Consider the following 25131-nt stretch of genomic DNA (forward strand, 5'->3'; position numbering starts at 1 on the left):
TGGTGGCCGAAGATATGAACGCTTGGCTGACCGTTAATTGATTTTTCGTGACTTTCTTGTGGGGTTGTGCGGATAAAAATGTATCTTCGCAAAAAATCATAAGCTTATGAAAGGAATAAGTAACTCATTTTTGCGTACGATATGTGCGCTGGTAATCGGGCTGATATTGGTGATGTTTCCCAATGAGGCAGGTGATTACTTGGTTATAACCATTGGCGTTGTGTTTCTGATACCATCGCTCTTAAGTATTATCGGGTATTTTGCAATGACTGCGGAGGAAAGGCAGCGCCTTCCTATTGAAGGGATCGGCAGCCTGCTGTTTGGTCTGTGGCTGATTATTATGCCCGGTTTCTTTGCAGATTTGCTGACATTTGTATTAGGATTCATTCTTGTGTTGGGTGGTGTGCAGCAGATTGCATCGCTTTCCGCAGCCCGTCGCTGGATGCCGGTTCGTGTGGGGTTTTATATCATTCCGGTCCTTATTCTGATTGCAGGACTGATTGCGTTGTTCAATCCGACGGGAGTACGTTCCACGGCGTTTATCATTATTGGTATCACCAGCATAGTGTATGCAGTTTCCGAATTGATCAATTGGTTCACATTTACTCGCAAACGACCGAAGGCACCGGGTACGCCGGGAGCTTCTTCAAAGGCTGTAGACAATATTGAGGACGCGGAAATATTGGAAGATAAATGAAAATTTAGTTGACAAGGGAATGAGTTGACAAGGGGACAAGGGGCTACGCAGTGTTAGGCTACGCGGTGAAATGATAATTTATCGGGCTGAATTTTAAGCCTGAAAGGCTTGCATTATATAGCGTAGGGCATCGCCCTACGTAATGTGCATCCCTTTTTCTGAGCCCTGAAAGGGCGATATAAAGATTGATGCTTAATTGCGCCCTTTCAGGGCTTAAATAGAGATATACATAATCACTTAGGGCGTTGCCCTACGCTATGTAATATCAGGCTTTCAGCCTGTCTTGGTCTCAGCTATTCCCACCGTTAAATTATCATTTATTTTAGCCATTGTTTTATCAGTTCTATCACCTCTTTCTTTTCTTTTTCGGGCAATGTGCTGATACGTGCCAGATGGCTGCCATTCGGTTGGATAAATACATGAATATTCTTCTTGTTCTTCAGCCAGGTGACGCCTGCGGCTATCCATGGGTCGTTCTGACCGTAAATGAAGATCATCTTCGGGTCCTGTTTCTTTAGAAACTTTGTTATTTTCTTACTTAAAGTTTTGTCGAAAGGCATATCTTTCAACTCTTCGGGAAGCATCAGACGGTGCAGATAGCCTTCACTGGACTGGATGGAGAGATACTGCTTGAACGGTTGGACGTCATAACCATAGTATCCCAATTCACGGGCAGCTTGTACGAAGAAAGAAGCATTGGGGCTGTCGGCGGTGAAATATCCCGGTTCGCTGATGGCAAGCAGATGAGAGAAAATTTCATCATCAGAGGCTGTAGTAGCGGGTATGGAGCTGATAGGAGTACCCCACTGCCACAAAGCGAAAGAATATTCCAATACCGAGTAATCGTAAATTTCTTCAATCGGTGCACGGAATGAATAATTTTTTTCAGTACAATACTTTTCAAAACGGGGAAGTAAAGTTGCTTTCCGTTTCAATGCTTCCAATTGGAAATCTTCAATTATCTTGCGGTTTTCCGGTGTTGAAACTTTATGCAGGAAAGGCTCATGGCGTCCATCTTCTACTCCATAACAAAGCGGAGCTACGTAAGGAACGGAAATATCTACATCATCCGGATAGAAAGTGCGGTAAAGAAGGGTAGTCTGTCCTCCTTTGCTGATGCCGGTGGCGATCCATTTGCCCGGATAGATGTTTTTGAATGCGGTGGTGATGGCATGTAAGTCGTCTGCAGAGTTCTCGGCTGTCAGATATTGCCAGTCTTTGGGTTCAGGGGTAGACTCAAGGAAGTATCGGTATTCCACGAATATCATATTGGCATTGAGAAGTTTTGAAAGCTCTTCACGATATTGGGAACGGAGTGCGTAAGCGGCGCCATAGCCTTCGGTAACGATCACTGTGGGGCGATCGAAGCCGACATGAGAAACGATAACGCGTTGGCGAAAGCTGCCTTTCTCCGGATGGCGGTGATCCAGCGGCTGGGTAAAATAGGTTACGTATTTTTCTGAAAACTCAGAAGTTTCCAGTGGGCGGATTTCTTTAATGGCGGAAATCGCGCTGATTTTTTGCTCCAGAACGGTCTGTGCGAAAGAAGAGACTGATGCTGACAGCAAAGCAAACAGCAAGAGTGCTGCATAGCGAATGTGCATGTGCTTCATAATGAATTGTTTTTAATTTATCATCTGGTTTTGTAAATATTGACAAAGGTACGAAAAAGTGATATGCTGGAAAATAAATTACGATGATATTTTAGTTTTCAAAAAAAAGAGAGAGAACTACCTCCCGGCACCTCTCCCCCTGCAAACTTAAAACAACCAACAAAAGAAATAGAATGATTTATAAATCATAATCTCAAAACTTATCTTATAAACAAGAGTTCCCTGTATTTTGGCAGCGTCCACATCTGGTTGTCGACAATCAGTTCCAGCTTGTCGATATGATAACGGATCTCCTCCATTGCCGGTACGATGGTGTCGTGGTAGGCAATGGCTTTCTCGCGTTCACTTTCGATCTTGTTGGCCACTTTGCGGGCTTCGATCATGGCATCTACATGCTCTTTGATGAAGGCGGTGCGGTCGGCAATCTCTTCGATGAGTTCCAGGTTCTTGGCAGACAGTTTTGCAGCTTTGTCGCCGGGGAACAAGTCCTTCATCTTGTAAACGTTATCAATGAGATCCGTTTGATACTGCGTGGCTACCGGGATGATATGGTTCATGGCCAAATCACCTAATACACGAGCTTCAATTTGGATTTTCTTAGTGTAAGTTTCCCATTTCACTTCGTTGCGGGCTTCCAGTTCTTTCTGAGTCAGTACACCGGTATTTTCGAACATGCGGATACTTTCTGGCTTCAGATAGCTGTCGAAGATGAGAGGCACACTGGTTTCGCAATCTAGACCGCGTTTCTGGGCCTCTTCTTTCCATTCATCGCTGTAGCCGTTGCCATCAAAATGGATGGGCTTACAAATCTTGATGTATTTGCGGATAACCTCAAGGATAGCCGAAATCTTCGGTTCACCCCTTTCGATGAGCTCGTCTACATCTTTTTTGAATTCTACTAGTTGCTCGGCTACGGCGGCGTTCAGGGCAATCATGGCGCAGGCACAGTTTGCTTCCGAACCTACGGCGCGGAACTCAAAACGGTTTCCGGTGAAGGCGAACGGACTGGTGCGGTTACGGTCGGTATTGTCAATCAACAATTCCGGAATCTGCGGAATATCCAGTTTCATGCCTTGCTTGCCGCTAAGGCTTACGAGATCATCCTTTGTACTCTCTTCAATGTGTTCCAATACCTGTGACAACTGTTTGCCTAGGAAGCTGGAAATGATTGCGGGAGGCGCTTCGTTGGCACCCAGACGGTGTGCGTTGGTGGCGCTGGAAATAGCGGCCTTCAACAATCCATTGTGCTTGTAGACTGCCATCAGGGTGTTCACTACGAAAGTGATGAAACGCAGGTTCTCTTCGGGTAGTTTACCCGGTCCCATCAGTCCGATGCCTGTATCCGTACCCAACGACCAGTTGTTGTGCTTACCACTACCGTTGACACCCTTGAAAGGCTTTTCGTGCAGCAGTACTCGGAAGCCGTGGTTACGGGCTACTTTACGCATCAGTGCCATGATGAGCATGTTATGGTCTACAGCCAGGTTACATTCTTCGAAGATGGGAGCCAGTTCGAACTGGTTAGGGGCTACCTCATTATGACGCGTTTTGACGGGGATACCGAGCTTCAATGCTTCAATTTCCAATTCCTTCATGAAAGCTGCCACGCGGGTAGGGATGGCACCGAAATAATGGTCTTCCAACTGTTGATTCTTGGCACTGTCGTGTCCCATCAGCGTGCGGCCTGTCATCAGCAGGTCAGGACGGGCGGCATACAGACCTTCGTCGATCAGGAAATATTCCTGTTCCCAACCCAGGTAGGCAACTACCTTCTTCACTTCCGGATTGAAGTAACGGCATACGTCTACGGCAGCTTTGTCTACGGCACGCAGGGCTTTCAACAACGGAGCTTTGTAGTCCAGTGACTCACCGGTGTATGCAATGAAAATGGTCGGGATGCAGAGCGTATCATCGACGATGAAAGCCGGGGAAGAGGGATCCCATGCACTGTAACCGCGTGCCTCGAACGTATTGCGGATGCCACCGTTAGGGAAGCTGGATGCATCCGGTTCCTGCTGAACGAGCAGTTTGCCTGTGAATTCTTCCATTACACCGCCTTTGCCGTCATGCTCGATGAAAGCGTCATGCTTCTCGGCTGTACCTTCAGTCAACGGGTGGAACCAGTGGGTATAGTGGGTAACACCCATTTCGAGTGCCCATTTCTTCATACCGGCTGCCACTTCATCAGCAATGCTGCGATCCAGCGGAGCACCATTGTCGATCACGTCAATCAGTTTGGCATATACCTTACTCGGCAGATACCTGAACATCTTTTCCTTGTTGAACACATACTTGGCATAATATTCCGACGGACGTTCCGCAGGGGCTGCCACTGCAACGGGTTTCTTTTTAAACGCCGTTTCTACTACTCTGAATCTCAATTTAGACATACCTTGTAATTGTTGGTTTATAAAAACTATTTGTTAGAGTAAAAAAACTTTTTTCTTATCCGTTATAAGCTGATTCACCATGCTCGTAGATGTCGAGCCCTTCTTCTTCAACACGTTTGGAAACGCGGAGACCGTGTATCTTATCAAGTCCTTTGAAGATGAGGAATCCCATGCCGGCTGCCCATACACCTACTACGAGGGCGCCGAATACTTGTGCTCCGAGGAATCCCCAGCCTGCACCGTAAAAGAGTCCTTCGCTGGTAGACAAGAAACCAGTGAGAATGGTACCTGTGAAACCGCAGACCCCGTGTACGGAACTTGCGCCAACGGGATCGTCAATCTTCAGCACTTTATCGATGAACTCTACCGAGAATATCATCAGGATACCACAGATTGTACCGATGATGACAGCACCCAGCGGAGAAACCACATCACAGCCCGCCGTGATACCTACCAAACCTGCCAGGACGCCATTCAGAGTCAGGGATAAAGATGGTTTGCTGAATTTTAACCAACTGACCGCCAGTGCGAAGAAGCCTCCGGCACAAGCTGCAAGATTCGTGGTGAGGAAGACGTGTGAGATAGCCATTGCATCGTCCGTAGAGGCTGCTGCCAACTGTGAACCGGGGTTAAATCCGAACCAGCCGAACCATAAAATGAATACACCCAGTGCCGCTATGGTGAGGTTGTGTCCCGGAATAGCTCTGGACTTACCATCTTTACCGTATTTACCGATGCGCGGGCCAAGGATGGCTGCGCCTACCAGCGCAATCCAGCCACCGACAGAGTGAACAATGGTGGAACCTGCGAAGTCGTGAAACGTGGTTCCGAACAGATTCATCATGAACGAACCTTCTTCGCCGTTCATCAACCAGCCGCCGCCCCAGGTCCAGTGACCGGAAATCGGATAGATCAGTACGCTGATGAAGATGGTGTAAATCAAATACATGGAGAATTTGGTACGTTCGGCCATGGCTCCTGATACGATAGTAGCTGCTGTGGCACAGAATACAGTTTGGAATACCAGAAAGCCTTCTGTTGGTAATCCTCCTCCATCATAGAACGAGAGGTTGAAGAAGTGGGGCATTCCCACGAAACCACCTACGCCGAACATCAGTCCGAAACCGATGAACCAATAGAGTAGGGAACCGAACATGAAGTCTACGAAGTTCTTCATCAGGATGTTGGCAGTGTTCTTAACCCGGGTGAAACCGGCTTCTACCAGTGCAAAGCCCGGTTGCATGAAAAATACCAGCATAGCGGCGAGTAACATCCATACAGTGTTGAGTCCGTTTACTAATTCTCCTACAGTGTCAGGGGCTGATGATTCTACAGTAGTCTCTTCTAATGTAGCTATAACAGCGGTTGTTGTAGCTGATATACTATCCGTTGTTGCGGAAGTTTGTGCAAAAGTTTCTGTTGTTGTGCAGAGCGCCATAAGGACAGCAAGAGCTATCCACAGCCTGGCAATGCTGCGTTTACTATATTTATCCATAAAATCTTTTTGCTTTTAGTTGTACTTGTATTCTTAGTTTTGTTAAGTAGCTCTTACAGCTCTCTGGAAGATGCTCTTAACAGTTGCGGTTTGGTGCTGCCTGGACTATCTCTCCTGTTCGGCATTGTAGAGGGCGATGTCGCCACGTTCGGCGGTACGGATGCGGATAGCGTCTTCTATGGGGATGATGAAGATACGTCCGTCGCCGATTTCTCCGGTTTGTGCGGACTTGATGATGGCCTGCACGGTCTTTTCGGCATTCTTGTCGCGTACCACGATAGAGATCAGGATACGCTCGATGGAACTGGTGTCGTACATTACACCGCGGTAGATGCGTGCCTGACGGGATTTTCCTATCCCCCGGACGTCGTAGTAGGAGAACCATTCGATGTCCGCTTCGAGCAATGCGTCCTTTACATCCTCGAATTTTGTCTTGCGGATAATTGCTTCAATCTTTTTCATACCTTAATTAATTTACGATTTAACTTTTTCAGTTTACGAGTTGACAAGTGTCTTTCGGTGTGCCCGTTTTTTATCCTTGTCTCCTCGTTCCCTATTCTTAATCCTCTCTCAAAAACTGACTCCGAATACGAAGTATGCACCCTGCGTGTGTGGATTGAACGTCACTTGTGCAAAGGTGGGCAGCGAAAAAGAATTTGTGAATTTGATTTCTTTTTCTGCTTTCAGTGTGAGGTTGGTTACGTTAAACTTGTTGGCATACGCACCTTCCCATGGGGTAAGACCGACTTCTGCCGACCAGTCCAGGCCACCGAGTTTAAAAGGTGCGCTGATGCCTACATACGTGGAATAAGCTCTGTCACCGTTCTCCTTCGTATAATCATCTCCGGCAAAGTAAGTGTTCCAACTCAGTGCCAGCGGACCAAAATCATATCCCAGAGTGGCTTCGAAGATGTGTATCGTGCTATGTGCGCCATACTTGAAGTAATCTCCCGTATATCCGCCATCCTCTTTGTGATAGGAGAACCAGTAATCTGTAACGGATACGTTGAAACCGCCTGTATTGTAACCCAGTGTGAGGTCAATTTCCCTAGCATCTTCCTTGTCGATGCCTACCGAACCCCAGGCAGCCAGTGATAAACCTTTGTAGCTGACTCCCATGCTGGGCTGAATACTTACACCACCGCAGTCTGTTCCACGCCAGATGTAGTTGCTTACAAAATCTGCACCGACTGAGGCTTCCACTTTATCCTGTGCCTTTGCCGTGAAAGGCATTGTTGCTGATAATAGCGCGATGGCTATCATTCGGAATTTTACGCTTTTCATTTTCATACCTATTTTACCTTTTAAGTTTAGACAAATTGCGGATGATCAGTCCGGTGAAACTATAGTTTTATTTTAGTTGTTATCTTTTTCATTTTCATGCCAGCCATTTTCTGATTCGCCTCATGGCTTCCACACAATCCTCGTGATTCCCGAAAGCGGTCAGGCGGATGTAGCCTTCTCCGCTGGGGCCGAAACCTACACCGGGTGTTCCTACTACATTGGCTTCGTATAACATCTGTTCGAAGAAACGCCAGGAACCGATGCCATTCGGTGCTTTCAGCCAGATGTAGGGAGCATTCACGCCGCCGTACACTTTCAGTCCGGCTGCTTCCAGACCCTCTTTCATGGTTCGTGCGTTGTTCATATAGTAGTCGATGTTTTCCTTTATCTGCTGCTTGCCTGCCGGGGTGTAGATGGCTTCGGCAGCCCGTTGGGTGATGTAACTGGTACCATTAAATTTGGTACATTGACGGCGGTTCCAGAGACGGTTCAGTGGAATGCGTTCACCGGTCAGGGTGGCGGCTGTCAGCTCTTTCGGAACTACGGTGTATCCGCAACGGACTCCGGTGAATCCGGCTGTCTTCGAGAAGCTGCGGAACTCTATGGCACATTTCTTGGCACCTTTTATTTCGTAAATGGAGTGGGGAACGTCTTCTTCCTGTATAAATGCCTCATAAGCGGCATCGAACAGAATCAGAGTGTCGTTGGCGAGTGCGTAGTCCACCCATTTTTTCAGTTGCGACTTGGTCAGCGTTGTTCCCGTCGGATTGTTCGGGTAGCAGAGGTAGACGATGTCAATCCGCTTGTCCGGTATCTCGGGAACAAAGTTGTTTTCGGCGGTACAGGGCATGTAGGTCACGTTGCTCCATTTGCCGTCTTCTTCCAATACTCCGGCACGGCCACACATTACGTTGCTGTCTATATATACCGGGTAGATGGGGTCTGTCACTCCCACGCTGTTGTCGTGGCGGAGGATATCGCCTATGTTGCCCGTATCGCTTTTGGCTCCATCGTTTACGAATACTTCCGTAGGGCTAAAATGAATGCCTCTCGGAGCATAATCATGTTTGATGATCGCTTCAATCAAAAAGTCATATCCCTGCTCGGGACCGTATCCGTGGAAGGTACTGGCATTTGTCATCTCATCCACTGCCCTGTGCATCGCCTCGATGCAAGCCGGTGGCAGTGGCCGGGTAACGTCTCCGATACCCAGGCGGATGACCTCTTGTTTAGGGTGCGTTATCCTGAAAGTATTCACCTTTTTAGCTATGTCTGAAAATAAGTAACTTCCCGGTAGTTTCAAAAAATGTTCGTTTACTAATGCCATACTTTCTTGTTGTTTTAAGTGCGTTATTTAATTATGAATTATAAATTATGAGTTATGAATGGGCTGCGCTGTTGGGGGGCTATTCATAATTCATCATTTATAATTACTTCCCCGTCGAATACCCGGACTGCTCTTCCCGTCATCCATACATGATCCGTTTTTTCGTCCCATTCGATGGTAAGTGAGCCTCCATCCATGATGATGTCTGTTTTTCTTCCGGATTTTCCGGTCAGTGCGGCAGCTACTGCGGTGGCACAGGCTCCGGTTCCGCAAGCTTGGGTGATGCCCGAACCTCTTTCCCAAACTCTCATCCTGATTTTCCCATGCTCCAGCACCTGGGCAAACTCTACATTGATGCGGTCGGGAAACAACGGATGATTTTCCAGTTTCGGACCGATGCTTTCGAGGTTGATATCTTTAATATCTTCTACAAAGATTACCAGGTGAGGATTTCCCATTGATACGGTGGTTCCGGTGAATTTCTGTCCGTTGGCTTCAATGGGTTGTTCTTTCATATCGGCTGGACGTCCCATATCTACGGTTACGGTGTTCACTTTTCCGTCTTCTACATGGAGCTTCAGTATTTTGATGCCCGACAGGGTGTCGAGAGTAACGGCTGTTTGGGAAGTCAGGCCATATTCATATAAGTATTTGCCGATGCAACGACTGGCGTTGCCGCACATTTTGGCTTCGGAACCATCCGCATTGAAGATGCGCATACTGAAATCTGCCTTGTCCGAACGACCGATGAGTACCAGGCCGTCGCTTCCAATTCCTGTATGCGGGGCGCTCCATTCAACCGAAAGTTTTTCAGGGCTTTCGATGGGATATTTCAGGGTGTTTACATAAATGTAATCGTTGCCTGCTCCGTGCATCTTAGTGAATTTTATAACTCTTGTCATTTTGCACTCTGTTGGTGGATTAATCTTTCTTTTTGTTTTATCACGATGCAAAGGTACGACGTTTTGCTAAATTATTTGCAGAATACATATCTTATTTCTATTATATTTATTCATTCTTTTAATCGCTGCAAATATACGGTATTCAAGTTTCAAATTAAAAGTTTGCGGGTGCATATTTGTATAAATTGTTATTTATGGAATTATTTCCGCATATTCATTCTATGTAGGTAGTGGCGTAAATACGTGTTTTAAGTGGAAAAATGGAGTTTATGGGGTGAAAATAAAGATTTGTATATGACAGAATGAAATTGTTTTCTTCTTTTTGCTGACTAAATGATCTTTTGTATAATGCCGCACCTCAACAAGTCAAATGCCACACTTTAGCTTCTGCGATGCCATTCATTTGAGCCATCGAAGTGTGGCGTTTGAATTGTCGAGGTGTGGCATTAGGGAAGTTAAAGTGTGGCATTGGTACAGCTTGTAACTATTTCAATATCTCCTGCAATAATACTGGTTCGTTGGTGGTGATGAAATCCACCCCCTGGCTGATGAGCCATTCCATATCTTTGGCATCATTTACTGTCCAAGCATTAACCTTCATGCCAAGGTTGTGACATTCTTTGATCCACTCGGGATGTTTTTTGAAGACAGAGAAGTGGTAATCAGGACCGGCACAACCCATGTCTTTCAGTTCTTGCGGATTGAGGTCACCTTCCAGATAATATACGGGAGTACCTTTAGGAGCCAGGCGAATGAATTCTTTGGTCGCATGGCGTGAGAAAGTGATGTATTCGGTACGTTCTTCCAGTCCCATCTTCTTAATCATTTTCACAATTTGCTCTACGGCGAGCGTTTCCCGTTCGGGAGTCTTGTGCGCTTTGAGTTCCAGGATAAGGCGGGTTTTCAATCCTTTGGCCTTATCGAGATATTGCTGAAGGGTAGGGAGATTCTCACCGTTGTCGAGGGTGATAGAGGTACATTCTTTCTCGGTGGATGTTTCCATGCGGACACCTTTGAATACACCATCGTGGTCTACGATAAGCTTGTTGTCGGCAGTGAGCCAGACATCGAACTCGGAGCCGTAGCAATGAATGGAGTCAGCTTTCACCAGGGCGGCAATACTATTCTGGGCAGAACCGTCGGTCTTCCAGAAACCACGGTGGGCAATGACTTGGGTGTTTTGGGCTTGCAGGATGCCGCATACGGCAAGAGACATAGCGGAGGCAAATAAAAGTTTTTTCAGTTTCATAGTTTCTTATTTATAATTCTGCCGCAAGGTACAAAATATGTCTGAAAAGTGATGTTTCATTTATGTTATTAATGCGAATCAGGAGATAAAGGTGTTATTTCCTTTACCTCCTATTACCTGCGTATACGGCGTCTGCGCCTGTGGTGACGTTTCTTCTGCTTATAAATGCTGATCCGTTTCCAGACAATCCACACAAACAGTATTCCGAAGACTGCAAAGATGAGAAGCACGATACCTGTATTCAGGTTATCGCCTTTCACGCGGCTCCACATTTCGAGAACAAGCTCTGTGCTGTCACCGAAATCACGGATCATGGCGCAACGCTCCACGACTTTACGGTCAGGGTATTGTATCGGGTTGATCTGAACGCTGTCTGCACCGGGACCGAAGAAATAACTGAGGTCGGAGAATTGTTCAAGAGTAGTGTCGATCTTTGCCTCCATAATCTCGGGCGTTGCTACGGCACTGACATAGCCGATGGCATCCATATTGCGCAGAGCAATATCCGGCTGGCAAAGATAATTGATGAAGTAGCTGGCGGCTTTTACGTTGCGGGCATACTTGGGGATGGCCCAGCCATCGTACCAGATGTTGCTGCCTTCACGGGGAACTACATAGTCCAGGTCCACGCCTACAGCTTCCGCTTCTTCAATGGCCCAGACGGCGTCGCCACTCCAGGTAAGGTTGAGCCATGCTTTGTTTTTGGTCATCATTTCTTTGCCGAAGTCGGCTTCCCACCCGGCAATATTGGGTTTCAGATCTTTCAGGTATTGCTCTGCAAGGGCAATGGCTTCAGGGGAATTGTCGTTCATCAGTTGCTCTACGGTGATGGTGCTGTCGGCAAGTTGCCGGGCATGGGCATAGATGATGGCAGTGCCGTAGGCATCGCGGTAACTGTCTTTCATCAGAATCTTACCACGGTTGACGGCATCCCAAAGGCATCCCCAGGAGCTGACTTCTTCAAGGGTCTTGAACTTCTTGTTATAGAGTATTCCGGCGGTACCCCACATGTAGGGAACGACGTAATCATTGGTGTGGCGACCGGGCTGGCTGATCTTCTCCAACTCTTTCTGAATATACGGGGAGATGTTGGGGATATAATCCGGAGTCTTCCCAAAATTGCGGTTGATAGGGAGGAGGAGATCTTTCTTCAACATTCGTTCGATGATGTATTCCGATGGGCATACAAGGTCGAAATCTTCCTGCCCGCGCTCAATTTTGGTGAGCATGATTTCGTTGATATCGAATACCTGGTAGATGATGCGGATATCTTCGCCCGTCTGCTCTTTGTACCAGGCAGGAAATTGGGCGAGGACTTCTTCGTCGATGTAATCTGCCCAGTTGTATACTTTCAGTACACGGCTGCGCTTCTCACTGGCACCGGTACAGGAGGCAAGGAGAAGGATGCAGAGAAGGAGGGGTATGTATTTCTTCATTGTTGATGGAATTAAGTTGTGATAAAGTGGTAGAGTGATAAGGTGATAGGGTGGCTGCGCTATATAATGGAGTGACATCCCATTATCACTTTATCACTCTACCACCTTACCACACTATATATCATTCTTTCTTATTTCTTTCTGCTCTCTTATTAATCACAATCAGCAATACTAGCACCGTTACAAAAATGATTGTTGACAGTGGGCGCAGTTCAGGAGTCAATCCACCCTTACGTGCGTCCGCATAGATGTATGTCGACAACGTTTCCAATCCTTCATTTCCGATAGTGAAGATCGTTACTGCGAAGTCATCGATAGAAAGCGTGAAAGCGAGGATGAAACCGCTGATCATTCCCGGCAGAATTTCCGGGAAGATGACTTTGCGAAGCGCCTGGAAAGGAGTAGCTCCGAGGTCGAGGGCTGCTTCGTATACATTCTGATTCATTTTCTTCAGGCGGGGCATCACACTAAGCACCACATAAGGGGTACAAAAAGTGATGTGTGCCAATACCACCGTAGTAAATCCCTGCGAAATGCCAAAGCTGACAAACAGCAGGAACAGGGATACACCCGTAATGATATCCGCATTCATCATCGGAATAGCATTGGTGAAATTCATCACCTGACGTGCCCGGGAGCGCAAGTTAAAGATGCCGATAGCTGCCAGGCTTCCCAGCAGAGTGGATGCTGTGGCGGCAATCGTAGCAATGGCAAATGTGTTCCAGATGGCATTCATCAGTGAGTGGTGCATGCCGCCTGTAAATAGTGAACTGTATAACTTGGTAGAGAATCCTGTCCAGTTACCCAGTACCTTGGCCTCAGTGAAAGAGAAGATCATAATGATCAGGATGGGCGAATAGAGCAGGGCAAGCAGAAACCAAAGATAGCCTTTCGCCAGAATACGTGTCATCATATCACACCTCCGCTTTCATTTTGTGCACTGTCGTCCTCGTTGGTAAAGAGGGCGGTGACGCCAATCAGCAACAGCATGATGAGCGACAAGGCAGCGCCATAGTTCCACATTCCGTTATATATATTTTCTTGTACGGTAGTACCGAACAGTTTGATGTTGTTCATTGTCAGCAACTCGGCAATGGCAAAGGTGGAAACCGTGGGCATGAAAACCATCACCACACCGCTCATGATGCCGGGCATCGAAAGGGGGAGGATCACTTTACCGAATACCTGTACAGGCGTAGCTCCCAGGTCTTGGGCTGCTTCTATCAGACTGCCATCCATCTTCTGCAACGTATTGTAGATAGGGTATATCATGAACGGCAGGAAGTTGTAGACCATACCGAATACCAAAGCTCCTTCGCCCAGCGGCAGGTTGAGGAAATCAAACAATGCCACCGTGGCAAGTGTACGTATCAGGATGTTCACCCACATAGGCAGGATGAACAGTACAACCATGGTCTGGGAAGTGTTGAAGCGCTTCTGACTGAGAATATAAGCAGCCGGATAACCGAGCAGGAGGCATACCAGAGTCGTGATGACAGCTATTCCGATAGAGTAGACGAATGTGTTGATAGATTCGGGATGCATCATGAATTTGCGGAAGTTGGCAAACGTAAATGCGCCTTCAGCATCGGTGAAGGCATAAACCACAATGAGCAACAGAGGCATCACAACGAAGATGATGAGAAACAATGCGTAGGGAACTGTCCAGTTCCGGCGACGCATGAAGAAACGGGATATATTACTGAGCACTTCCTTTCTTATTAGCAGATTCGACAATAGGGATAGAACCGGTGGTCTGTGCCGGCGCAACAATTCGTATATTTTCGGGTGCGATGGTGATGCCGACACGGTCACCGTCGTCCCAGACGTCAGTAGTGTCTACAAAGATATCCTCGTCCCAATCGGTAAACACGGTGAGATGGTAATGGTTTCCTTTATAAAGGATGAATTTCACTTCGCCCGTCAGATGGCCGTCTTCTTCGTTATCTTCGAGGATGACGTTCCGGAAATCTATTTCTACGAGGACGGAGCTGCCCGGTTCGATGTCCTGCACTTCGGCACACTCAAAGGTGTAACCGAGGAATTCGACATGTGTGGCGTCTATGAGCTTGCCTTCGAAGGTGTTGCAGGTGCGTTCTTTTTTCATTACGTGAATGTCGAAAGGTTTCACGAGCAGACCGACTTCCCGTCCGGCTTCGAAACTGTGATAGTCCTGCACCATGAATTCGTAGCCCTCGTTAGTCTGTACCATCATTTCGTAATGCACGCCTTTGAAGATGCAGGAGGTGACAGTACCCATCAGTTGGGCAGCGGCAGAAGGCTCGAATATATAGATGTCTTCGGGGCGGATGACTACGTCGACGGGAGTATTTTCGCCAAAGCCCTTGTCGACACATTCAAATTCGTGTCCGGCAAAGGATACGGCTTTGTCCTGAAGCATGAGCCCGTTCAGGATGTTACTTTCTCCGATGAAATCGGCAACGAAAGAGTTGATGGGTTCGTTGTAGATGTCTGTTGGCGTACCTATCTGCTGGATACGGCCTTCGCTCATCACGACGATGGTGTCGCTCAGAGTAAGGGCTTCTTCCTGGTCGTGGGTAACGTAGACGAAGGTGATTCCAAGTTTCTGGTGCATCTCTTTCAACTCCATTTGCATATCTTTACGCATTTTGAGGTCGAGAGCGGCAAGGGGCTCGTCCAGTAACAGCACTTCGGGTTCGTTGACGATGGCACGGGCGATGGCAACACGTTGTTGCTGTCCGCCGGAGAGGGAATCGACGTCACGGTCTTCGTAGTCCGTCATACCTACCATGCGGAGGGCTTGTTTCACTTTCTTGCCAATGGTGGCTTCGGGCATCTTTTTGAGCTTCAGTCCGAAAGCGATGTTGTTGTACACGTTGAGGTGGGGGAAAAGGGCATACTTCTGAAAGACGGTATTCACCGGACGTTGGTGTGGCGGTGTTTGCGTGATGTCTTTTCCGGCGATGGTGATGATACCTTCCGAGGCGGTCTGGAAACCGGCTATCAGGCGCAACAAAGTAGTCTTGCCGCAGCCGGAAGGGCCCAATATCGTTACAAATTCGCCCTTACGGACAGAGAGGTTTACATCATTCAGTACGGCTTTGTCTCCGAAGTATTTCGATACGTGCTCTACGCCGATGATGCAGTCAGACTTTTGCATAAGCGTTATTAAGTGTTTAACCTAAAACTAATAGAACGAATTCTGCCTTTCTAAAAAAGCGGGGACAAAGGTAGGGAATAAATTGGGAAAATGAAAGTTCTACATTCGATTTGCATTATCTTTGCCTCAAAAGCGAAGATAAGCGCATCTCGGCATAAAAAATGAATGAGTTCATTTTATTCTGCTCTCGGTTTGCATTATCTTTGTAGCATTAATGAATATTATATAGTAGAAGGAGGCAAGGACATGGGTGACAGAATATATCCCATCGGGATACAGAACTTCGAGAAGATTCGTAAAGAAGGATATGTATATGTGGATAAAACCGCATTGATGTATAAGTTAGTGAAGAGTGGGAGTTACTATTTCCTTTCCCGCCCCCGTCGTTTCGGGAAGAGTTTGCTGATTTCCACGCTCGAAGCCTATTTTGAAGCGAAACGGGACTTATTTGAAGGCTTGGCGGTGGACGCTTTGGAAAAAGACTGGGTGAAGCGTCCTGTGTTGCATCTGGACTTGAATATCGGGAAATATGATACGCCGGATAGTCTGGACAAGATACTGAATGAAACTCTTGACTACTGGGAGTCACTTTACGGAACGCGTTCTGCCGAAACGACTCTTGCCTTGCGCTTTGCAGGAGTTGTGGGACGGGCCTATGAGCAAAGTGGTGAGCGTGTAGCCATTCTCATCGACGAATATGACAAACCCTTGCTCCAAGCTATCGGCAACGAGGAACTGCAACGCGAATTCCGCAACACTCTGAAACCTTTCTATGGCGTACTGAAAACCATGGACGGTTGCATCAAGTTTGCCTTGCTGACGGGAGTGACCAAGTTTGGCAAAGTCAGTGTGTTCAGTGACCTGAACAATCTGAATGATATCTCCATGGACGAGCCGTTCATTTCCATCTGTGGAATCACCGAAAAGGAGATACATCTTAATTTTGAAGAAGACCTGCACGAATTGGCAGCCGCGCAGAAAATGACGTATCAGGAAGTATGCAATGAACTGAAGGCCTGCTATGACGGTTACCACTTTACAGAAAACACGGACGGCATCTATAATCCTTTCAGTTTGCTGAATACATTCTTTAAGATGAAATTCGGTAACTATTGGTTTGAGACCGGAACGCCCACTTACCTTGTGGAATTGTTGAAACGCAATCATTACAATTTGGAGCGCATGGCACATGAAGAAACGGATGCTGATGTACTGAATTGTATTTATGGCGACAACGAACCCATACCAGTTATTTTCCAAAGCGGTTATCTCACGATAAAGGGGTATGACAAACGTTTCGGGCTTTACCGTCTTGGTTTTCCAAACCGGGAAGTAGAAGAGGGCTTTATCAGATTTCTGATGCCGTTTTATACCCGTTTTAACCAGTTAGAAGCGCCGTTTGAGATACAAAAATTTGTCCGTGAGATAGAGATGGGCCAACCTAACGCTTTCTTTAAGAGGCTGCAAAGCTTTTTTGCCGACACACCTTATGAATTAGTGAAAGACTTGGAATTACATTATCAAAATGTACTGTTTATCGTCTTCAAACTGGTAGGTTTCTATACACAGGCGGAGTATCACACTTCGGAAGGGCGGGTGGATTTGGTGGTGAAGACTGCCGATTACATTTATGTCATGGAATTCAAGCTGGAAGGTACTGCAGAGGAGGCCTTGCAACAAATAGAAGAAAAACAGTATGCTCTTCCTTTTGAGGCAGATCCGAGGAAATTATTCAAAATAGGTGTGAACTTCAGTAATAAAACAAGGAATATAGAGAAATGGGTTGTTGAGTGACAGAATGCCACACTTCGTAACCGTTGAAGTGTGGCATTACGTTTGTTTAGATGTGGCATTCTACTTGCTGAGGTGTGGCATTACAATTTCATAATGTGTATGCCGCTTCATGCACTCCGGCCACCGCCCGTCCGCTCGGATCATTTTTCCCTTGTAACGTCGCATCCCAGGTGAGTGCTTCAGCAGTGGAACAAGCCACGCTCGGTACACTGGGTACGCTTCGGGCAGCCGACTGACTGGGGAAGTGTTCTTCGAAAATGCTACGATAGTAATATTCCTCCTTATTCTGTGGCGGATTGATGGGAAACCGTTCGGCAGCATGTTCCATCTGATGGTCGGTAACGGCGGCAGAAGTAATGGCCTTCAGTGTATCGATCCAATTGTAACCGACGCCATCGGAGAACTGCTCTTTTTGCCGCCAGGCAACACTCTGAGGCAGCATATCTTGAAAAGCTTCGCGCACAATGCGTTTCTCTATTTCTTTGCCCGGACACATCTTGACGGCAGGGCTGAGGTTCATTGCCACATCCAGGAACTCTTTATCGAGAAAGGGAACACGACCTTCCACACCCCAGGCAGAAAGGCTCTTATTCGCACGCAGACAGTCGTACAGGTGCAATTTGGAGAGCTTACGGATCGTTTCTTCGTGGAAAGCCTGCGGTGTAGGGGCTTTGTGGAAGTAGAGATAACCACCGAAAACCTCGTCAGCACCTTCACCACTAAGCACCATCTTGATGCCCATAGACTTGATGACACGTGCCAACAGGTACATCGGTGTGGAAGCACGAACAGTGGTAACGTCGTATGTTTCGATAAAGTAGATGACATCACGCAAGGCGTCGAGTCCTTCCTGAATGGTATAATTGATTTCATGGTGAACGGTGCCGATGTATTCTGCCACTTCACGGGCTTTGATCAAGTCCGGTGCACCGCGCAGGCCGACGGCGAAGGAGTGGAGTTGAGGCCACCAGGCTTCGCTTTGGTTATCAGTTTCGATGCGCTTGCGAGCATATTTCTTGACAATGGCGGAGATGACGGAAGAGTCGAGGCCACCACTGAGCAGAACACCGTAAGGAACATCGGACATTAACTGGCGCCGGACGGCAGCTTCAAGGGCGAGTTTTACGCTGTTGATTTCTGGTTGGGTAGCCCGGCGGGCGGTGGTGTCATTGGCTTTGACGGCGGCATAATCACTCCAGGGGCGTTGATACCAACGATGCATTTTCCCTTCACGTCCCCAGAAGTAATACCCGGGCAGAAATGGCTCGTAGGTGTCACAGAAACCTTCGAGGGCTTTCAGTTCGCTGCCTACGTAGATATGTCCCTGGTCGTCACGACCGATATAAAGAGGGATTACCCCGATAGGGTCACGGGCAATCAGATAATCGTCTGTTTCCTCATCATAAAGGGCAAAGGCAAAGATACCGTTCAATTCTTCGAGGAAATGAATGCCTTTATCCTTATATAATGCGAGGATGACTTCACAGTCTGATCCTGTACGGAAAGCATACTTGCCGGCGTAGCGGGAACGGATTTCCCGATGATTATAGATCTCACCGTTGACGGCAAGGATTTGCTTGCCATCCGGAGAGTACAATGGTTGTCCGCCACTTTCCGGATCGACGATAGAAAGACGTTCGTGAGCCAGGATGGCACTGCCGCCTACATAAATACCACTCCAGTCCGGTCCGCGATGACGGATTTTCTGCGCCATTCGAAGCGCTTTGTTTCTCAATTCCTGGGATTGAGATTTGATATTGAAGATACCTACGATTCCACACATAATGCTTAGTGATTAGGGGTTAGTTGCTCAAATACTTGTCTATTCTCTCTGCCACTCTCCGTCCGTCCGCCAGTGCATGTACCACAAGGCTGGCACCACGTGCCGCATCACCTGCTACGAACACATTTTCCGGAAATTCCGGTTGTTCCGGTTTCAGGAAGCCCATGGCCAGAAGCACCATATCGGTGTCTATTACTTCCTTCTTTCCGGTAGGCTTCATGGTAGGGCGTCCACCATCCTGAGCCGGAATCCATTCCACTTCTTCCACCTCTACACCGCAGACTTTTCCATTCTTGCCAATAAACTGATTGGATGCCAGCGACCAGCGGCGCGTGCAACCTTCTTCGTGACTTGAAGTCGTCTTCAGTACAATGGGCCATTGCGGCCAAGGAGTAGCGTCATTGTGACCTACGGGAGGCTGTGGCATGATTTCAATCTGTGTTACACTCACGGCTCCCTGGCGGATACTCGTACCGATACAGTCTGATCCTGTATCACCGCCACCGATGACGAGAACCCGTTTGCCCTTGGCATTTACCAGACGTTCTTTGGGGAACGTTTCTCCATCGAGGATATGATTTTGCTGGGACAGCATTTCAAGGGCAAGATAAATACCTTTCAGTTCGCGTCCGGGAATGTTGAGGTCGCGTGCCTGTGGCGTCCCGGTGCAGATGCAGTAGGCATCAAAGCCGGCAGGGAGGTTCTGTACATCTACCGTTACGCCCATTTCGAACTTGATGCCTTCAGCTTCAAGCACTCCCATCCGGCGGTCGATTACTGCCTTATCGAGTTTAAAATTAGGAATACCATAGCGCAGTAATCCGCCGGGCATGGGTTTGCTGTCAAAAAGAGTCACTTCATAGCCTTTAGCATTCAGCCGGCAGGCAGCGGAGAGTCCCGCAGGACCTGCACCGATAATGGCAACCCGCTTTCCATTATGTTGGGGCTGGATGGACACGATGTAACCTTCGCGAAAAGCCGCTTCGGCAATAGCCGCCTCGTTTTCACGAATAGTGACAGGCTCATCGCACGAAAGCTTCAGTACACACGACTTTTCGCAAAGTGCCGGACAAATACGTCCGGTAAATTCGGGGAAGTCGTTTGTGGCGGCGAGCACTTCGTATGCTTCGCGCCATTTACCTTTATAAAGCGCATCCTGAAATTCAGGTTGTTTATTGCCCAATGGGCATGCCCAGTGACAGAAGGGTACACCGCAATCCATGCAACGTGATGCCTGGAGTTTGCGTTCGTGACTGTTTAAAGTTTGCTCCACCTGACTGAAGTCGGTGATGCGTTCGTGGACAGGACGGTATCCCGCTTCCTGTCGTGGTATGTTTAAGAATGCTTTTGGATTTCCCATTATACTATTCTTTAGTTTGACTAAGTAAATGTTTGTAATTAGTTTGTTTGCATAATTAAGTAGGCGACTAAACAGTAATTGTCAACTGTCAATTCTAATAATCTCTCTGCATCTCTGCAATCTTCTGTTGCAGTTTCCGCATTTGCTCCTCTTGCAACACCTTTTTGTACTCGATGGGGACTATCTGGATAAACTCATCCACATATCGGTTCCAGTCATCAAGCATGATGCGTGCCAAGTTGGAGCCTGTATAGAGGTAATGCTGACGAATGAGTTCGTGCAATTCCTTACGATAGGATGCTTCTTCTATGAGGCTTAGTTCCACCATTTCCATATTGCAGAAATAATCGAAGTTTCCATCCTTATTCCACACGTATGCTACACCGCCCGACATGCCGGCTGCGAAGTTACGCCCTGTTGAACCGAGGACTACCACACGACCGCCCGTCATGTACTCGCAACAATGATCGCCTACACCCTCTACAACGGCAATGGCACCGGAATTACGGACAGCGAAACGCTCGCCTACGCGCCCATTGATGTAAACTTCACCACTGGTTGCGCCATAGAGCAAGGTATTTCCTGCAATCGTATTCTTCTCGGCCTGGAAGTTAGAGCGTACCGGAGGCAACACGGCAATCCGTCCGCCCGAAAGGCCTTTGCCGAGGTAATCGTTCGCTTCACCTTCCAGTTTGAAGCTGACACCCGGTACAAGGAAGGCACCGAAACTTTGTCCTGCAGAACCTTTGAATTTTACGTTCAATGTATGTTCCGGCAGTCCCGCTTCACCGTACTTCGCGGCAATGGTGCCCGAAAGCATGGCTCCGCAAGCGCGATCCGTATTGGCAATCGTATATTCCAGTGAGATTTCTTTCTGGTTTTCCAGAGCTTCGGCAGCGGCATGCAGCATTTCAACGTCTTTTACGTGGTCGATGCCGTGTTGCTGGTCGATGGTGTGGCGGATGGCTGCACCATTATCGACGCGTGCCAGTATTTTGTCGAAAGTAATCAGGGATTGCTTAGGGGATTCGTTTTCTGACTTGCGGATAATAAGATCCGTGCGTCCGATGATGTCATCTAGGCGTTCCACGCCGATTTCGGCGAGATACTCCCGCACTTCCTGCGCCAGGAAAGTGAAGAAGTTCACCAGGTATTCGCTACGTCCGTGGAAGCGTCGGCGAAGTTCCTCGTTTTGCGTTGCCACACCCACAGGGCAGGTGTTTTGATGACATTTACGCATCATGACGCAGCCCAGTACAATCAAAGCACTGGTCGCAAAACCGAACTCTTCGGCACCCAGCATCGCCATCAGCACGATGTCGCGACCGGTTTTCAGTTGCCCATCCACTTGCAGCATCACTTGCCCGCGCAGACCGTTCAGTACAAGAGTCTGTTGCGTCTCGCTTAGTCCCAGTTCAGGAGAGATACCGGCATAGCGGATACTGGAGGCAGGAGATGCTCCCGTACCACCTTCCGCACCGGAGATGACGATAAGGTCGGCTTTTGCTTTGGCCACTCCGGCGGCAATGGTTCCTACGCCGCTTTCGGCTACCAGTTTCACACTGATCTTGGCACGAGGATTTACATTCTTCAGGTCGAAGATCAACTGTGCCAGGTCTTCGATGGAATAAATGTCGTGATGGGGCGGGGGAGAAATCAATGAAATGCCGGGAATGGAGTGGCGCGTTTTCGCAATCACCTGGTCTACTTTAAAGCCCGGCAACTGACCGCCTTCACCCGGTTTGGCCCCTTGTGCCACTTTGATTTGTATTTCATCGGCGTTCACCAGATACTCCGTTGTTACGCCGAAACGTCCCGAAGCTACCTGCTTGATGGCACTACGCAGACTGGTTCCGTCTTCGCGGGGCGTGAAGCGTGTGCTGTCTTCGCCTCCCTCACCTGTGTTGCTGCGTCCGTGAATCCGGTTCATGGCAATGGCCATTGCCTCATGCGCTTCTTTGCTGATAGACCCGTAACTCATGGCACCCGTCACAAAGCGGTGCATGATACTTTCTACCGGTTCAACCTTATCTATAGAAATGGGGGCACGGCGGAAATCCAGGAAGTCGCGCAGGAAGATAGGTGCTTCTTTTCCATCTACCAGACTTGTGAACTCTTTGAATTTCTTATAGCTGCCCAGGCGTGTGGCGAGTTGCAAGGTAGAAATGGTTTCCGGATTCCAGGCATGTTTTTCTCCGTCTTTACGGAAAGCATACAAACCGTTGTTGGGGAGTAATCCGTCTACTTGTGCGGCAAAGCCTGCATCGTGGAATGCGATTGCATCGTGTGCCACTTCATCCAGCCGGATACCGCCTATGGTGGATCTCAACCCGCCGAAATAAGCATTGCTGAGCTCTTCACTCAAACCTACGGCTTCGAATATTTTCGCTCCCCGATACGAGCGGATGGTACTGATACCCATCTTACTCATGATCTTGAACAATCCCTTGCAGATGGATTTGATATATTTCTTTTCGGCAGTGGCATAATCCAACTGGATTTCTTTCTTCGCCACCAGCTTATCGATCACGGCAAATGCCATGTAAGGATTCAGGGCGCTGGCGCCAAATCCCAGTAACAGGGCTGCGTGCATCACCTCGCGTATTTCACCGCTTTCCACGACCAATGCCGTCTGTACACGTTTACCCACGGAGATAAGGTAGTGGTGTACTGCGCTTACTGCCAGTAGGGAGGGGATAGCTGCATGAGTGGCATCCACATCACGGTCGCTCAGTACAATGTAGTTCACCCCTTCGCTGACGGACTCTTCCGCTTGCTTGCAAAGTGCTGTGAGTGCTTCCTGCAATCCGGTACGGCCCTTTGCCACTTCAAACAGCAAAGGTAATTTCACCGTTTTGAAACCTTTGTAGCGGATGTTGCAAAGAATATCCAGTTGTGCATTGCTCAGGATGGGATGGTTGAGGCGCACCATCTTGCAATGGCTTTCGCTGGGTGTCAGGATGTTCATGCCCACGGCGCCGATATATTCCGTCAGTGACATTACCAGTTCTTCGCGTATCGGGTCGATAGGCGGATTGGTGACTTGTGCAAACTGTTGGCGGAAGTAGTTGTACAGCAGTTGCGGCTTATCGGAGAGTACGGCAAGCGGCGTATCATTCCCCATTGAGTTGATAGGCTCGGCACCTGTGGTACACATAGGGACGATGAGCCGCTCCACATCTTCCTTGGAATAGCCGAAGGTGCGCAGCATCCTCTCGTAATTCTCTACGCTATGGGGGACTTTGCGCCCGCTTTTCAGCTCATCCAGTTCGATGCGGTTTGTTGCCAGCCAACTGCGGTAAGGCTTGGCTTCGGCCAACTGTTTTTTCAATTCTCCGTCGTAGTAGATTTCGCCTTTTTCGGTATCTACCAGTAGTATCTTACCCGGTTGCAGGCGTCCCTTTTCTTTGATGTCTCCCGGTTCGAAATCCATCACGCCCACTTCGCTGGCAACTACCATCATGTCGTTGTGCGTTATCAGATAGCGTGCAGGACGCAATCCGTTACGGTCGAGCATACCGCCTGCAAAACGTCCGTCGCTGAACAGCAAGGCGGCAGGGCCATCCCAGGGTTCCATCAGGATGGAATGGTATTCATAGAATGCTTTCAGGTCTTCGCTGATGGGGTTCTTTTCATTGAAAGATTCCGGCACCAGCATGGCCATGGCATGCGGCAGGCTGAGGCCTGACATAACGAGGAATTCTAATACATTGTCCAGTGAGGCACTGTCGCTCATCCCCGGCTGAATGATGGGGCGTATCTCCCTGATGTCGCCCAGGACGGGAGAGGAGAGCACACTTTCACGGGCTTCCATCCACCCCCGGTTACCGCGGATGGTGTTGATTTCGCCGTTGTGGGCCAGGAGGCGGAACGGTTGTGCCAGTCCCCAGGTAGGGAAGGTGTTAGTACTGAAGCGGGAGTGTACCAGTGCTATGCCGCTGGTGAAGTAGGGGGTTGTCAGATCGGGGAAGTAGCCTCGCAGTTGCAGTGAAGATAGCATACCTTTATAGATGATGTTCTTCGTGGATAGGGAGACAACGTAGAAATCTTCGCGCGTGGCAATATCCGATTTGCGTACTTTGTTTTCTATTCTTTTTCTTATGAGATAGAGTTTACGGTCGGCTGTCTCGCTTTCCGTAAATCCGGTGATGAAAATCTGTTTGATGTCCGGTTCGTTGGCAAGTGCCGATTCTCCCAGAATTTCGGAACAAGTGGGCACATTGCGCAGGTGCATCAATGTCAATCCTTCTTTTTCAATCTCTTCGATGATGATACTTAAGATGGCACCCTGGTCTTTCTCATCTTTTGGTAGAAAGAGAAGACCTGTACCGTATTTCCCTTTCTCGGGGACAGGAATACCCTGCAAAAGAATAAACTCATGCGGGATTTGTAGCAGGATGCCGGCACCGTCTCCGGTTTTGTTATCCGCACCTTCGGCGCCCCGGTGACGCATGTTCTCCAACACCTTCAATGCGGACTCTACCAGTTCGTGTGACTTGCCTCCGTGGATGTTCACTAACATACCGACACCACAAGCGTCATGCTCGTTCTCTGCATCATACAAGCCCAACTGTCTGGGCTGTCGTTGATAGGGTTGTACTTTTGTTTTGTTGTTAAAAAGTTCTTCTTTTCTCATTTTGGTTTACTTTATTTTGTGGT

17 protein-coding genes are annotated in these 25131 nt (G+C 48.2%); 2 read left to right on the top strand and 15 right to left on the bottom strand.

Annotation, left to right across the window (positions count from 1 at the left end; all coding sequences use genetic code 11):
- Positions 1 to 106: 106 nt before the first annotated feature.
- Positions 107 to 697 (top strand): HdeD family acid-resistance protein, encoded by a 591-nt coding sequence (locus BWI44_RS14285; RefSeq protein ID WP_007662340.1) that lies wholly within the window; start codon positions 107 to 109, stop codon positions 695 to 697.
- A gap of 317 nt (positions 698 to 1014) precedes the next feature.
- Here the strand turns inward: BWI44_RS14285 and BWI44_RS14290 are convergent, their stop codons facing one another.
- The 12 genes from BWI44_RS14290 to BWI44_RS14345 form a co-directional block, all read right to left on the bottom strand.
- Complete coding sequence (locus tag BWI44_RS14290; RefSeq protein ID WP_195209709.1) at positions 1015 to 2310, bottom strand: S28 family serine protease; 1296 nt, start codon at positions 2308 to 2310, stop codon at positions 1015 to 1017.
- Between the two features lie 200 nt (positions 2311 to 2510).
- Positions 2511 to 4700: a glutamine synthetase III family protein gene (locus BWI44_RS14295; protein WP_021967710.1), complete on the bottom strand. Its 2190-nt coding sequence runs from the start codon at positions 4698 to 4700 to the stop codon at positions 2511 to 2513.
- A 55-nt stretch (positions 4701 to 4755) separates the two neighbouring features.
- Positions 4756 to 6195 carry an ammonium transporter gene (locus BWI44_RS14300; RefSeq protein ID WP_286814708.1) on the bottom strand — a complete coding sequence of 480 codons (1440 nt, stop codon included), beginning with the start codon at positions 6193 to 6195 and terminating at the stop codon, positions 4756 to 4758.
- Between the two features lie 105 nt (positions 6196 to 6300).
- Positions 6301 to 6657: a P-II family nitrogen regulator gene (locus tag BWI44_RS14305; protein ID WP_021967712.1), complete on the bottom strand. Its 357-nt coding sequence runs from the start codon at positions 6655 to 6657 to the stop codon at positions 6301 to 6303.
- A 108-nt stretch (positions 6658 to 6765) separates the two neighbouring features.
- Positions 6766 to 7485, bottom strand: a complete 720-nt coding sequence (locus tag BWI44_RS14310; protein WP_007662352.1) for a TorF family putative porin — start codon at positions 7483 to 7485, stop codon at positions 6766 to 6768.
- An 88-nt stretch (positions 7486 to 7573) separates the two neighbouring features.
- Complete coding sequence (locus BWI44_RS14315; protein ID WP_007662353.1) at positions 7574 to 8806, bottom strand: LL-diaminopimelate aminotransferase; 1233 nt, start codon at positions 8804 to 8806, stop codon at positions 7574 to 7576.
- Positions 8807 to 8889: 83 nt separating this feature from the next.
- Entirely contained in the window at positions 8890 to 9708 is an 819-nt protein-coding gene (gene dapF / locus BWI44_RS14320) for a diaminopimelate epimerase (RefSeq protein WP_286814711.1), read from the bottom strand.
- Between the two features lie 484 nt (positions 9709 to 10192).
- Positions 10193 to 10957 (bottom strand): glycerophosphodiester phosphodiesterase family protein, encoded by a 765-nt coding sequence (locus BWI44_RS14325; protein ID WP_118216864.1) that lies wholly within the window; start codon positions 10955 to 10957, stop codon positions 10193 to 10195.
- A 113-nt stretch (positions 10958 to 11070) separates the two neighbouring features.
- Positions 11071 to 12393: an ABC transporter substrate-binding protein gene (locus tag BWI44_RS14330; protein ID WP_138292116.1), complete on the bottom strand. Its 1323-nt coding sequence runs from the start codon at positions 12391 to 12393 to the stop codon at positions 11071 to 11073.
- A gap of 121 nt (positions 12394 to 12514) precedes the next feature.
- Positions 12515 to 13306 (bottom strand): ABC transporter permease, encoded by a 792-nt coding sequence (locus BWI44_RS14335; RefSeq protein WP_007214337.1) that lies wholly within the window; start codon positions 13304 to 13306, stop codon positions 12515 to 12517.
- Entirely contained in the window at positions 13303 to 14076 is a 774-nt protein-coding gene (locus tag BWI44_RS14340) for an ABC transporter permease (protein ID WP_033160611.1), read from the bottom strand. Before BWI44_RS14340 ends, BWI44_RS14335 begins: the two co-directional genes overlap by 4 nt.
- Positions 14077 to 14092: 16 nt before the next feature.
- Complete coding sequence (locus BWI44_RS14345) at positions 14093 to 15535, bottom strand: polyamine ABC transporter ATP-binding protein (protein WP_022210240.1); 1443 nt, start codon at positions 15533 to 15535, stop codon at positions 14093 to 14095.
- A gap of 246 nt (positions 15536 to 15781) precedes the next feature.
- Here BWI44_RS14345 and BWI44_RS14350 point away from each other — a divergent pair, with 246 nt between their 5' ends.
- Positions 15782 to 17329 carry a PD-(D/E)XK nuclease domain-containing ATP-binding protein gene (locus tag BWI44_RS14350; RefSeq protein WP_195209740.1) on the top strand — a complete coding sequence of 516 codons (1548 nt, stop codon included), beginning with the start codon at positions 15782 to 15784 and terminating at the stop codon, positions 17327 to 17329.
- A gap of 88 nt (positions 17330 to 17417) precedes the next feature.
- On the opposite strand, the gene asnB is transcribed toward BWI44_RS14350, so the two are convergent.
- The 3 genes from asnB to gltB form a co-directional block, all read right to left on the bottom strand.
- The gene (gene asnB / locus BWI44_RS14355) at positions 17418 to 19112 is read right to left on the bottom strand and encodes an asparagine synthase B (protein WP_286814715.1); all 1695 of its coding nucleotides are present in this window, start codon (positions 19110 to 19112) and stop codon (positions 17418 to 17420) included.
- Between the two features lie 19 nt (positions 19113 to 19131).
- Positions 19132 to 20472, bottom strand: a complete 1341-nt coding sequence (locus tag BWI44_RS14360; protein ID WP_195209712.1) for a glutamate synthase subunit beta — start codon at positions 20470 to 20472, stop codon at positions 19132 to 19134.
- 94 nt (positions 20473 to 20566) lie between these two features.
- Complete coding sequence (gene gltB / locus BWI44_RS14365; RefSeq protein ID WP_195209713.1) at positions 20567 to 25108, bottom strand: glutamate synthase large subunit; 4542 nt, start codon at positions 25106 to 25108, stop codon at positions 20567 to 20569.
- Positions 25109 to 25131: the final 23 nt, after the last annotated feature.

This window comes from Bacteroides sp. Phil13 (genome assembly GCF_001940965.1).
GTDB lineage: Bacteria > Bacteroidota > Bacteroidia > Bacteroidales > Bacteroidaceae > Bacteroides > Bacteroides intestinalis.

Excerpts from the sequence above, each read along its gene's own strand:
- BWI44_RS14305 (WP_021967712.1), bottom strand. The coding sequence starts at position 6,657 with ATGAAAAAGATTGAAGCAATTATCCGCAAGACAAAATTCGAGGATGTA.
- BWI44_RS14315 (WP_007662353.1), bottom strand. The coding sequence starts at position 8,806 with ATGGCATTAGTAAACGAACATTTTTTGAAACTACCGGGAAGTTACTTA.
- gltB (WP_195209713.1), bottom strand. The coding sequence starts at position 25,108 with ATGAGAAAAGAAGAACTTTTTAACAACAAAACAAAAGTACAACCCTAT.
- dapF (WP_286814711.1), bottom strand. The coding sequence starts at position 9,708 with ATGACAAGAGTTATAAAATTCACTAAGATGCACGGAGCAGGCAACGAT.
- BWI44_RS14310 (WP_007662352.1), bottom strand. The coding sequence starts at position 7,485 with ATGAAAATGAAAAGCGTAAAATTCCGAATGATAGCCATCGCGCTATTA.
- BWI44_RS14290 (WP_195209709.1), bottom strand. The coding sequence starts at position 2,310 with ATGAAGCACATGCACATTCGCTATGCAGCACTCTTGCTGTTTGCTTTG.
- BWI44_RS14285 (WP_007662340.1), top strand. The coding sequence starts at position 107 with ATGAAAGGAATAAGTAACTCATTTTTGCGTACGATATGTGCGCTGGTA.
- BWI44_RS14340 (WP_033160611.1), bottom strand. The coding sequence starts at position 14,076 with ATGCGTCGCCGGAACTGGACAGTTCCCTACGCATTGTTTCTCATCATC.
- BWI44_RS14345 (WP_022210240.1), bottom strand. The coding sequence starts at position 15,535 with ATGCAAAAGTCTGACTGCATCATCGGCGTAGAGCACGTATCGAAATAC.
- BWI44_RS14300 (WP_286814708.1), bottom strand. The coding sequence starts at position 6,195 with ATGGATAAATATAGTAAACGCAGCATTGCCAGGCTGTGGATAGCTCTT.
- BWI44_RS14330 (WP_138292116.1), bottom strand. The coding sequence starts at position 12,393 with ATGAAGAAATACATACCCCTCCTTCTCTGCATCCTTCTCCTTGCCTCC.
- asnB (WP_286814715.1), bottom strand. The coding sequence starts at position 19,112 with ATGTGTGGAATCGTAGGTATCTTCAATATCAAATCTCAATCCCAGGAA.
- BWI44_RS14325 (WP_118216864.1), bottom strand. The coding sequence starts at position 10,957 with ATGAAACTGAAAAAACTTTTATTTGCCTCCGCTATGTCTCTTGCCGTA.
- BWI44_RS14360 (WP_195209712.1), bottom strand. The coding sequence starts at position 20,472 with ATGGGAAATCCAAAAGCATTCTTAAACATACCACGACAGGAAGCGGGA.
- BWI44_RS14295 (WP_021967710.1), bottom strand. The coding sequence starts at position 4,700 with ATGTCTAAATTGAGATTCAGAGTAGTAGAAACGGCGTTTAAAAAGAAA.
- BWI44_RS14350 (WP_195209740.1), top strand. The coding sequence starts at position 15,782 with ATGGGTGACAGAATATATCCCATCGGGATACAGAACTTCGAGAAGATT.
- BWI44_RS14335 (WP_007214337.1), bottom strand. The coding sequence starts at position 13,306 with ATGATGACACGTATTCTGGCGAAAGGCTATCTTTGGTTTCTGCTTGCC.